Genomic DNA, 10850 nt, shown 5'->3' on the forward strand with positions numbered 1-10850 from the left:
CCGGTGCGAATCCGGCGCGGTCCCGCCACTGTGAGCCCCCACCCGGGGTGAGCCAGGAACTCCCTTCCCCCGCTCTTCGAGCAGGGGAGACCACGTAACCACCCGGGGCGCGGACACCCCGAGGAAGGCCAGACGACGCATGCCCCAGCAGCCCTCGCCGGCGGCCCCGCCCGCGCAGCGCATCCTGCTCCTGTCGACGTCCGACACCGACCTGCTCAGCGCCCGCGCCGCGGGTTCCGCACCCGGCGCCCCGGTCACGTACCGCTTCGCGAACCCCTCCCGGATCGACACCGAGAGCGGTTCCGCGACCGGCCTGGACGCGCTGCTCGACGGCGTCGACCTCGTCGTCGTGCGTCTCCTCGGCGGGATCCGCGCCTGGCAGGACGGCATCGACCGGCTGACCGCCGCCGGTGTCCCGCTCGTCGTGCTCACCGGTGAACAGGCCCCGGACGCCCAGCTGATGGCCGCCTCCACCGTGCCCGTCGGCATCGCGGCGGAGGCCCACAAGTACCTGGCGCACGGCGGCCCGGCCAACCTGACGCAGCTGGCCCGCTTCCTGTCCGACACGGTCCTGCTCACCGGGCACGGCTTCGAGCCGCCCGCCGCCGCGCCGACCTGGGGCCCGCTGGAGCGGCCCGCGCCCGCCGGGGACGGCCCGACCGTCGCGGTGCTCTACTACCGCGCCCACCACATGAGCGGCAACACCGCGTTCGTGCACGCCCTGTGCGACGCGGTCGAGCGGGCCGGCGCCCGCCCGCTGCCGCTGTTCGTGGCGTCGCTGCGGGCCCCCGAGCCGGAGCTGATCGAGGCGCTCGGCGCGGCCGACGCCGTCGTCACGACCGTCCTCGCGGCCGGTGGCACCCGTCCCGCGGAGGCGAGCGCCGGCGGCGACGACGAGGCCTGGGACGCGGGCGCGCTCACCGGCCTCGACGTGCCGATCCTCCAGGCGCTGTGCCTGACCTCGTCGCGCGCCGACTGGGAGGCGAACGACGAGGGCGTCTCGCCGCTCGACGCCGCGAGCCAGATCGCGGTGCCGGAGTTCGACGGGCGGCTCATCACCGTCCCGTTCTCGTTCAAGGAGATCGACGAGGACGGGCTCCCGGCCTACGCCGCCGACCCCGAGCGCGCCGCCCGCGTCGCCGGGATCGCCGTGCGCCACGCCCGCCTGCGGCACGTCCCGGCCGCGGACAAGAAGCTGGCGCTCGTCCTGTCCGCGTACCCGACCAAGCACTCCCGCATCGGCAACGCGGTCGGCCTCGACACCCCCGCCTCCGCGGTCGCGCTGCTGCGCCGGCTGGTCGACGAGGGCTACGACTTCGGCGACACCGCCCTGATCCCGGGCTTCGTGTCCGGCGACGGCGACGAGCTGATCCGGGCGCTCATCGAGGCGGGCGGCCACGACCAGGACTGGCTGACGGAGGAGCAGCTCGCCAGGAACCCGGTACGCATCCCGGCCGCCGACTACCGGCGCTGGTACGTGACGCTGCCGCAGGAGCTGCGCGACTCCGTCGAGCGGCACTGGGGCCCGCCGCCGGGCGAGATGTTCGTCGACCGCTCCCGCAACCCGGAGGGCGACATCGTGCTCGCCGCCCTGCGCCGCGGGAACCTCCTCGTCGTCATCCAGCCGCCGCGCGGCTTCGGCGAGAACCCGATCGCGATCTACCACGACCCGGACCTCCCGCCGTCCCACCACTACCTGGCCGCGTACCGCTGGATCGCGGCGCCGGCCGCGGACGGCGGTTTCGGCGCCGACGCGATGGTCCACCTCGGCAAGCACGGCAACCTGGAGTGGCTGCCCGGCAAGAACGCGGGCCTGTCCGCCGCCTGCGCCCCCGACGCGGCGCTCGGCGACCTGCCGCTCGTCTACCCGTTCCTCGTCAACGACCCGGGCGAGGGCACCCAGGCCAAGCGCCGCGTCCACGCCACGCTCATCGACCACCTCGTGCCGCCGATGGCCCGCGCCGACTCGTACGGCGACATCGCCCGCCTGGAACAACTCCTCGACGAGTACGCCCAGATCGCGTCCATGGACCCGGCGAAGCTGCCCGCGATCCGGGCGCAGATCTGGACGCTGATCCAGGCGGCGAAGCTCGACCACGACCTGGGGCTCGCCGACCGCCCCGACGACGACGGCTTCGACGACTTCCTGCTGCACGTCGACGGCTGGCTGTGCGAGGTCAAGGACGCGCAGATCCGCGACGGTCTGCACGTGCTCGGGCAGGCGCCCGCCGGTGCCGACCGGGTCAATCTCGTGCTCGCCATCCTGCGGGCGCGGCAGATCTGGGGCGGGAGCGCGGCCCTGCCCGGGCTGCGCGAGGCGCTGGGGCTCGACGAGTCGAAGGCGACCCGCACCGATGCCGATGCCGCCGAGTCGACGGCCCGCGCTCTTGTCGAGGCCATGGAGGATGCTTCCTGGGAGCCGGAGGCGGTTTCCGCGGCGATCGAGCTCGTGTCACGGGGCTCCGCCCCGGACCCCGCTCCTCAAGCGCCGGAGGGGCTTGTTTCGGACGCGGTCGCTGACATCCTCGCCTTCGCCGCCCGCGAAGTCGTCCCCCGCCTCGACGCCACCACCGCCGAACTCGACCACTCCGTCAGGGCGTTGGAGGGCCGCTTCGTCCCCGCCGGGCCCTCCGGGTCGCCGCTGCGCGGGCTGGTCAACGTCCTCCCCACCGGCCGCAACTTCTACTCCGTCGACCCCAAGGCCGTCCCCTCCCGGCTCGCCTGGGAGACCGGCCAGGCCCTCGCCGACTCGCTCGTCGAGCGCTACCGCCAGGACAACGACGGGGCGTACCCCACCTCCGTCGGCCTGTCCCTGTGGGGCACGAGCGCGATGCGCACCGCGGGCGACGACATCGCGGAGGCCCTGGCCCTGCTGGGCGTGCGCCCCGTCTGGGACGACGCCTCGCGCCGTGTGACGGGCCTCGAGCCGATCCCGTACGAGGAGCTGAACCGCCCGCGCATCGACGTGACGCTGCGCATCTCCGGGTTCTTCCGCGACGCGTTCCCGCACACCGTGGGCCTGCTCGACGACGCGGTCCGGCTCGCCGCGTCCCTCGACGAGCCCGCCGAGGCCAACCACGTGCGCGCGCACGTCGAGGCGGACCTCGCCGCGCACGGCGACGAACGCCGGGCCACGACCCGCATCTTCGGCTCCCGCCCGGGCACGTACGGCGCGGGCCTGCTCCAGCTGATCGACTCCAAGGACTGGCGCACCGACGCCGACCTCGCCGAGGTGTACACGGTGTGGGGCGGTTACGCGTACGGCCGCGGCCTCGACGGGCGCCAGGCCCGCGCGGAGATGGAGACGGCCTACAAGCGCATCGCGGTCGCCGCCAAGAACACGGACACCCGCGAGCACGACATCGCCGACTCCGACGACTACTTCCAGTACCACGGCGGCATGGTCGCCACCGTGCGCGCCCTGCGCGGCACGGCCCCCGAGGCGTACATCGGCGACTCGACCCGCCCCGAGACGGTCCGCACCCGCACCCTCGTCGAGGAGACGAGCCGGGTCTTCCGCGCCCGCGTCGTGAACCCCAGGTGGATCGAGGCGATGCGCCGCCACGGCTACAAGGGCGCCTTCGAACTGGCCGCGACGGTGGACTACCTGTTCGGCTACGACGCCACGACCGGGGTCATCGCCGACTGGATGTACGACAAGCTCACGGAGACCTACGTCCTCGACGAGACGAACCGCCGGTTCCTCTCCGAGGCCAACCCCTGGGCCCTGCACGGCATCGCCGAGCGTCTCCTGGAGGCCGAGTCCCGCGGCATGTGGGAGAAGCCGGACCCCCAGGTCCTCGAGGCCCTGCGCCAGGTGTACCTGGAGACCGAGGGCGACCTGGAGGCCGACGAGTAGCGAGCAGGCCTACGGGCGCAGGGTCACCGTGAAGCTGCGCCCGTACGCCTGGTGCGTGTCCACGTCGAGCCGGGTGCCGCCGGGGACCCGGCTCACGCGGACCGCGTCGTCGCCGGACACCTTGCGCAGCGCGCGCCCGCGCAGGGTCACGGTCACCGTGTCGCGTCCGGTCGTCGGGTCGGACACGGCGACGGACGTGGCCGCGCCCTCCCGGCGCACGAGGACGGAGGCCGGCCCCGCGACGGCGAGCCCGGACGTGTGGTGGGTCCCGTCCGTGAAGGTGTTGGCGGCGGTCAGCCCGAGCCCGTCGTGGCGGACCGCCTGGATGCGCGGGGTGTTGGCGAGGACGCGGACCGCGTCGTAGGCGCGCACCGCGGCGGCCGTCGCGTTCGGGAGCAGCGCGTACGCGAACGCGGCCGGCCGGGCGCCCGCCCGTTGTGCGACGGTGAGCGAGAAGACCTGCTTGGTGACGGCCGTGTCCGGGTTCGACGTGCGCACGGTGCGGCGGCTGCGGGTCACGGTCTCCAGACGCGGCGTCGCGACCGGCCCCGCGAGCCGGACGTAGCCGACCGCCGTGCCCTGGGTCGCGTCGGCGTACCGGATCCGGTCGCCGCCCGCTGCGTGGGTGACGGACACGGCGTCGCCGTCGGCCGCGATCCGCGCGTCCAGGGTCGTCGTCACGGCCCGGTGCCCGCCGGGGGCGTCCCCGACGCCCGCCGCGAGCAGCACGATCTCGTCGTCGAGCAGGAACCAGGACCGGGTGGCGCGCGCCGAGCGGTACGCGGCGAAGTCGTCCGGCAGGATCCCGGCCCGCCGGTCGCGCCACGGCACGTCGTCGGTGAGCACCCAGCCGGCCGCCCCGTACGCGCCGAGCACGGCGCCGCCGGAGTACGTGCCGGTGGCGGTCGGGAAGTACACGTAGGTGTTCTGGGACTCGCTGGACGCGGTGAAGTTCAGCGGGTGGTCCGGGTTGTCGTAGAACAGCTCGCCGCCGTACGCCTGCGGGACGGTGTCCCGGTGCTCGACCGGCGCGGTGACTCCGGCGAGCCCGTACGGGGAGACGGTGGTCAGGTGGTCGACGCCGTACGCCTGCCGCTGGTCCTGGCCGGACAGGTACAGGTGGTGCGCGCCGTCGCCCTGGAACCAGGGCATCAGGTTCTCGCCGCTCATGTACTCGTACTTGCTGATGCGGGCCGAGCTGCGGGACAGCGTGAACGCGTAGCCGGGGCGGCGGTGGACGGTGCGGTCCATGGCGTTGAACGCGACGGAGCGGGCGGGCGGGTTGAGGTCGGCCGCGGGGACCGTGGCGTCGGCGAGCAGGTCGGCGTAGCGCACGATGCTGAGCGGGGAGACGAACGCCGTCGGGTCGAGCGGGGTGCGGGAGGCCTCCCGCACATGCTTGACGTAGCTCTTCAGGGCGCGGGCCGGGTCGCCGTCGGACAGCGAGGCGAGGTCGACGACGGCCTCGACGATCACGGCGACGTCGTCGTACCCGGTGCCGGTGCGGGACACCGCGCGCCCCTTCACCGCCTCCATCATCCAGCCCTCGAAGATCAGCGGCGCGAACCCGTCCCTGACCCATCCGTGCACGACCGGCACCAGCTCGTCGCCGTGCGCGAACCCGCTGCCGTCGAGGATCTTCAGCGTCTGCACGACCCGGCTGAGCAGGCCCTTCCCGTACGAGCCGGTGTAGGCGACGGAGGCGTGCTGAAGGAACGAGCCGTCCGCGTAGTACCCGTCGGTGACCCCGTGCCGCAGGTGGTACGGGTCGACGGTCGCGAAGACGGTCAGCTGGTCGGTGAGCGCCTTGCGGATCCGGGCCTCGTCGGCGGTGAGGGCGCCCTGGAGGATGCGGTTGGTGGTGATGTCGGCGAGGTTGGCGCCCGTGTGGAAGCGGGAGTCGAGGTCGACGTCGCCGTCCTTGCCGTTGCGCAGGTAGGCGTCCATGGAGGCGAGGTACGCGGTGACGAGCGCGGCGGGCGCCCGGTCGGAGAGCAGCACGAGGGTGCGGGTGACGTGCTGGGAGATGCCGATCTCCCACGTGAACCAGTTGCCGTAGTAGCCCGCCGCCTGGTCGCCGTAGTAGTGCGTGTGCAGCCACTGCAGCCCGTCGAGCACCCGGTCCTGGACCGCGGTGCTCCCGTACAGGTCGGCGGGCAGGCCCGGGGCGCGGGTGGCCAGCGCGATCTCGTAGAGGCGCTGGAAGGTGGTGTTCAGGTTCGGGTCGCTGGTGCCGAGGGGGAGGCCCGCGAAGAGTTCGCCGTCGCCGCTCGCGGCGTCGAGCGCGGCGAGGTTCGTGCGGGCGGTGCGTTCGACGGCGGCGCGCTTGGCGGCCGTCTCCGTACGGGAGTTGGACTCCGCCGTGCCGGCGAACACGGCGACGGTGTTCGCGCGCACCCGCGCCGCCCCGTCCGCCGCCCGCGCGGGCCCGGCCCAGCCGACGGGCACCACCCCGAGCACTCCGGCCGCGCCCAGCACGCCCAGCACCTGCCTGCGACCGATCCCCGCCCGCCTCTGTGTCCCCATCCGCCGGACGATGGCAGACCGGCCGGGCGGCGACAAGGGGTGCGACGGGCCCGCCGTCACCCACACGGACGGCCCTCGCATGCGCGGGGCGGGCGCGGCCCCGAGGGTCGGAACATCGGGCGCGGACCGGACCGGCGCGGGAACAGGGGGACGGCGTGGGACAGGCAGGGACGCTGATCCTCGTGATGGCGGCCGCGGTCGCGGCCCCGCTGCTCGCGCACGCGGTGGGCCGCTGGGCCCGCATCCCCGTCGTCATCTTCGAGATCGTCCTGGGCATCGTGATGGGCCCGGACGTGCTGGGCTGGGCGCACGGCGGCGAGGTCGTCGACGTGCTGTCGAACCTCGGCCTGTCGATGCTGATCTTCCTCGCCGGGTACGAGATCGAGTTCGCCGCGATCAAGGGGGACACGCTGCGCCGCTCGGTCGGCGCGTGGGGGGTGTCGCTGGTCCTCGGCCTCGCGATCGCGCTCGCGCTGACCGGCCTGGACCTCGCCCGCACCGTGATCATCGGGACGGCGCTGACCAGCACGGCGCTCGGCACGGTGCTGCCGATCCTGCGCGACAGCGGCGATCTGTCCGGCCGGTTCGGGACGGTGATGCTGGCCTTCGGCGCGGTCGGCGAGTTCGGGCCGATCATCGCGATGGCGGTGCTCCTGAGCGGCCGCAGCCCCGGCGCCGCGACCGTGGTCCTCGCCGTGTTCGCGGTGATCACGGCGGCGGCCGTCCGGTGGGCGCTGCGCCCGCGCCCGCTCTGGTTCAGCCAGGTCGTCCGGACGACCCTGCACACGAGCGGGCAGTTCGCGGTGCGGTTCGTGATGCTGCTGCTCGTGGCGATGCTCGCGCTGTCCGAGGCCTTCGGGCTCGACGTGCTGCTCGGCGCGTTCGCGGCGGGCCTGCTCACCCGGCTCGTGCTGCACGGCGCGGCGCCGGAGAGCAGCGAGGAGGTCCTGGAGAAGGTCGAGGCGATGGGCTTCGGCTTCCTGGTGCCGCTGTTCTTCATCGTCACCGGCATCGAGTTCGACCTCGCCTCCCTCCTGCACGGCGGCCGCCCGCTGCTCTTCGTCCCCGTCTTCCTCGTCCTGTTCGTCGTGGTCCGCGGCCTGCCCGCGTACGTGCTCGCGCCGCGCGACCTGACCCCGCTCAGCCGCCGCGCCCTGACGGTGTACTCGGCGACCTGCCTGCCGCTCGTCGTGGCGATCACCGCGATCGGCGTCGACGACGGCACGCTGGCGCAGAGCGACGCGGCGGCCCTGGTCGGCGCCGCGATGATCTCGGTCCTCGTCTTCCCCCTCGTCGGCATGCGGCTGCGCGCCCGCGCCCGCGGCACGGACCCCGCACTGCCGCGCGGCACGGGGGCCACGGAGTCCTGGTGACGGATCAGCCGGCGCTGCGCGGCAGGTCCCACACGACGCGGCGCTCGCGCGGCCCGCGCAGCAGCCCCCGGGTCTGTGAGGTGAGCGCGGCCAGCGCGTTGATGGTCCAGTGGGCCAGCGGATACAGGGGCAGGAGCAGACAGGCGTAGAGGAGGCGCGGGTCGAGGCGGAACTCCACGGCGACGGCGACGGCGATCTGCAGCATCGCGACGACGGCGATCCCGACGCCCCAGGCGATCATCCAGCGGAACTTCGTGTCGCCCGGGTGCCCGATCCAGTGGACGACGCCCCACACGGTGGCCGCCAGCATGGTCAGCACCCACACGTAGGAGAGCAGGGCCTCCACGGCGATCGGCCACATGGCCCGGTGGCGCGGGCGGGCGACCGTGCGGCCGTGGGTGCGCAGCACCTCGCCCTGGCCGCGGGCCCAGCGGGTGCGCTGGGCCCAGATGCCGCGGAGCGTGTGCGGGACCTGCATGCCGACGAGGGCGTGCGGGGCGAAGCCCGTCAGATGGCCGGCCTCCAGGAGCCGCCAGGTGAGCTCGATGTCCTCGGTGGCCATCGTCGGGTCGTAGCCGCCGACCTCGAGCACGGCGTCGCGGCGGAACAGCCCGAGGACGCCCGCCACGGTCCCGACCCGTCCGGCCAGGGCGTGCGTGCGCCGCATGAGGCCGATCAGGGAGGCCGTCTCCAGCATCTGCATGGTGGCGAGGACGCTTCCGCGGTTGGTGACGCGCGGGCTGCCGGCGACGGCCGCGTAGCGCGGGGAGCGCAGGATCCGGGCGACCAGGTGCTGGACGGCGTCGGGGTGCAGGTGGGTGTCCGCGTCGGTGACGAGCACGAGGGCGTGGCGGGCGCGCCGCATACCGTCGTTGAGGCGGTCGGCCTTGCCGACGTTGACGCCGTCGTCGACGACGCAGACGCGCGGGTCGTCGCCCGCGGCGGCCCGCGCGGCGGCGACCGTGCCGTCCTTCGAGCCGTCGTTGAGGACGAGGATCTCCAGCTCGGGGTAGTCGACGGCACGCAGGGCGCGGACGCAGCGGGCGACGACCTGTTCCTCGTTGTAGGCGGGGACGAGGACGGTCACGCCCGGCCAGCCGCCCTCGGGCACGGTCGGCGCGGGCTTCTCGTCCAGGAGCCGGAAGGCGGCCCCGCCGGCCATCCAGGCGGCGCCGGTCACGACCGGGTAGAACGCGAGGAAGAGGAGCAGCACGTCAAGGACGCTCACGGCGTTCCTCCCGGCGTCTGGAGGCGGTGGCGAGGACGAGCGCGATCCCGAAGACGCACCACGAGACCACGACGGCGAGCAGCAGGTGGCGCAGGATGGCCGAGTGCCCGAGCAGCACGACCGCGAGGATCCCGGCCGCGAGCCAGACGACGGCACCGAGCAGGAACGCGAGCACCCGGCGGTCGCGGGTGGCGGGCCGGGTCGGCTCGAACCGGATGCCGTGCATGGAGGCAGTCCCTTTCGGGCGGCACGCGCCGACGCGGAACACGCGCGGCACACTCCGGCCACCTTAGGGCGGGGTTTGTCGGGTCTGCACGTTGTGTGCCGCCGGCCGCCCGGCGGCCGGGTCCCCGGGTCAGCCGCGCAGGGCCGAGGCGAGGATGCCGGGCAGCCGCCGGGCGCCGCCGCGTGCCGTGTACGTGGTCAGGCGGCGCATCGTCGCCCGGCCGGTGCGGTTCGTGACGTAGTACGGCGGCCGCGGTGACAGGGACGGGGAGCCCGTGACCAGGCCGCGGGGCGCGGGGGCGAACGGGGCGCGCAGCACGGTCTTCTCCACGTCCTCCAGCTGGAAGGCGTTGTGCACGAAGCCGATGCCGCTGCCGATGGCCGCGGGGGTGTGGCCGGGGTGGGCGCCCCAGGGTGTGTAGCCGAGCAGGAAGCCGAACGCCGACCAGCAGTTGACGCCGAGCGTGCCGTAGCGCAGACCGGCGATCGCCTCGTCGACCGCAGCCCGGTGCGCGCTCTCGGTGCGGGGGTGGACCAGGAGCGTCGCGCCGAGGGTGCCGGGCAGCCGGTCGTCGGCGAACTCCGTGGCCGCGCGCAGGAAGCCGGGGGCGTCACCGCCCGGCAGGCGGACGACGCCGAGCGCACCGGCGAACACCTCGACGGTGACCATCGGGTCGTCCGGGTCGCGGACGTCCGGGACCAGGATCCGGCAGCCGTCCTCGCCGTACGTCTCGGCGTCCGGGTGGGTGCCGGCCGTCGCGGCGATCCGTTCGGCGGCGCCCGGGTAGTAGGCGTCGCGCTGCGGCAGCGCGCGCAGCACCCGGCGGACCTCGGTGAGCAGCCGTTCGGTGCCGTCCCAGTCCCGGGGCACGAGCAGGAGCTGTGTGGCGACGCAGTTGTGCCCGGAGTTGTTGAGCTTGCTGGTGACGATGTGTTCCGCCTGGAAACGGAAGTCGGCCGCACTCCACGGTCCGGGCGTCACGATGCAGGGGCTCACTCCGCCCAGTTCGCTCGTGAACGGCTTCGTGTTGAGCGGAATGCCGGCCGCCCGGCGCCGGTCCGCCCGCTCGTCCGTGCCCCACACGATCGCGTCGTGGGTGCGCTCGCTGCCGGTGACGTGAATGCTGTCGATGCCGTCGTGCCCGGTGAGGTACGCGCCCTCCGCCGCTCCGCCGTCCACGAACCGCACCCAGCCGCGCTCCACGAACTCGGCGAACACGGCCTCGAAATGGGGGCGCAGGAACGCGTTGACCGGGTTCGTCTTGGCGAGCACGACCTGCCCCTCGGCGTACAGCTTGTGCAGGACGTCGAGCGGGGTGATCGCCGCGACGTTGCCCGCTCCGAGCACGAGCGCGACACCGCTCGCCCCCGGCCGGCCCCGGTACTCCCCGGCCGCGCGGGCCAGCACCTGCTCGCGGGTGGTGCCGGGCAGCATCCGCACCTCGGCGCGGAAGCCGTTCAGGAGCAGCCGGTCGGTGCCGGTGGCCGGGAAGACGTCGACGACGGTGCGTCCGTGGCGGGTGCGCACGGCCCGCTCCGGGACGGGGGAGCGGCCGGCCGCGATGCGGCGCAGCACGTGCAGCGTGGCGCGGACGCTCTGGGCCAGCGCCCAGGGCGCGGTCACCCAGTCCTCGGCGGC

At 74.2% G+C, this 10850-nt stretch carries 6 protein-coding genes and 1 riboswitch; of the genes, 2 read left to right on the forward strand and 4 right to left on the reverse strand.

Features of this window, described 5'->3' with window-relative positions; all coding sequences use genetic code 11:
- A riboswitch (cobalamin riboswitch) is annotated at positions 1-82 on the forward strand. This riboswitch is flagged as partial in the annotation.
- Between the two features lie 57 nt (positions 83-139).
- Positions 140-3859, forward strand: coding sequence for a cobaltochelatase subunit CobN (gene cobN, locus GTW43_RS27460; protein WP_161304656.1), 3720 nt, complete (start codon positions 140-142; stop codon positions 3857-3859).
- Positions 3860-3868: 9 nt separating this feature from the next.
- On the opposite strand, the gene GTW43_RS27465 is transcribed toward cobN, so the two are convergent.
- A complete protein-coding gene (locus GTW43_RS27465; protein WP_161304657.1) occupies positions 3869-6385 on the reverse strand; it encodes a polysaccharide lyase family 8 super-sandwich domain-containing protein in 2517 nt (838 codons plus the stop codon).
- Positions 6386-6540: 155 nt separating this feature from the next.
- Here GTW43_RS27465 and GTW43_RS27470 point away from each other — a divergent pair, with 155 nt between their 5' ends.
- On the forward strand, positions 6541-7758 hold the full coding sequence (locus GTW43_RS27470) for a cation:proton antiporter (RefSeq protein WP_161304658.1): 1218 nt from the start codon (positions 6541-6543) through the stop codon (positions 7756-7758).
- Positions 7759-7762: 4 nt separating this feature from the next.
- On the opposite strand, the gene GTW43_RS27480 is transcribed toward GTW43_RS27470, so the two are convergent.
- The 3 genes from GTW43_RS27480 to GTW43_RS27490 all read right to left on the reverse strand — a co-directional run.
- The gene (locus tag GTW43_RS27480) at positions 7763-8986 is read right to left on the reverse strand and encodes a glycosyltransferase (protein ID WP_343246135.1); all 1224 of its coding nucleotides are present in this window, start codon (positions 8984-8986) and stop codon (positions 7763-7765) included.
- Positions 8973-9212: a hypothetical protein gene (locus tag GTW43_RS27485; RefSeq protein WP_161304660.1), complete on the reverse strand. Its 240-nt coding sequence runs from the start codon at positions 9210-9212 to the stop codon at positions 8973-8975. The genes GTW43_RS27480 and GTW43_RS27485 overlap by 14 nt, the downstream gene beginning before the upstream one ends.
- 129 nt (positions 9213-9341) lie before the next feature.
- Positions 9342-10850: aldehyde dehydrogenase family protein (locus GTW43_RS27490; RefSeq protein WP_161304661.1), on the reverse strand; the 1509-nt coding region annotated here is incomplete at its 5' end.

The sequence above is a fragment of the Streptomyces sp. SID5785 genome, from assembly GCF_009870065.1.
Classification (GTDB): domain Bacteria; phylum Actinomycetota; class Actinomycetes; order Streptomycetales; family Streptomycetaceae; genus Streptomyces.

Bases quoted from the DNA above. Each gene is read 5' to 3' on its own strand.
- cobN (WP_161304656.1), top strand. From the start codon at position 140: ATGCCCCAGCAGCCCTCGCCGGCGGCCCCGCCCGCGCAGCGCATCCTG.
- GTW43_RS27465 (WP_161304657.1), bottom strand. From the start codon at position 6,385: ATGGGGACACAGAGGCGGGCGGGGATCGGTCGCAGGCAGGTGCTGGGC.
- GTW43_RS27485 (WP_161304660.1), bottom strand. From the start codon at position 9,212: ATGCACGGCATCCGGTTCGAGCCGACCCGGCCCGCCACCCGCGACCGC.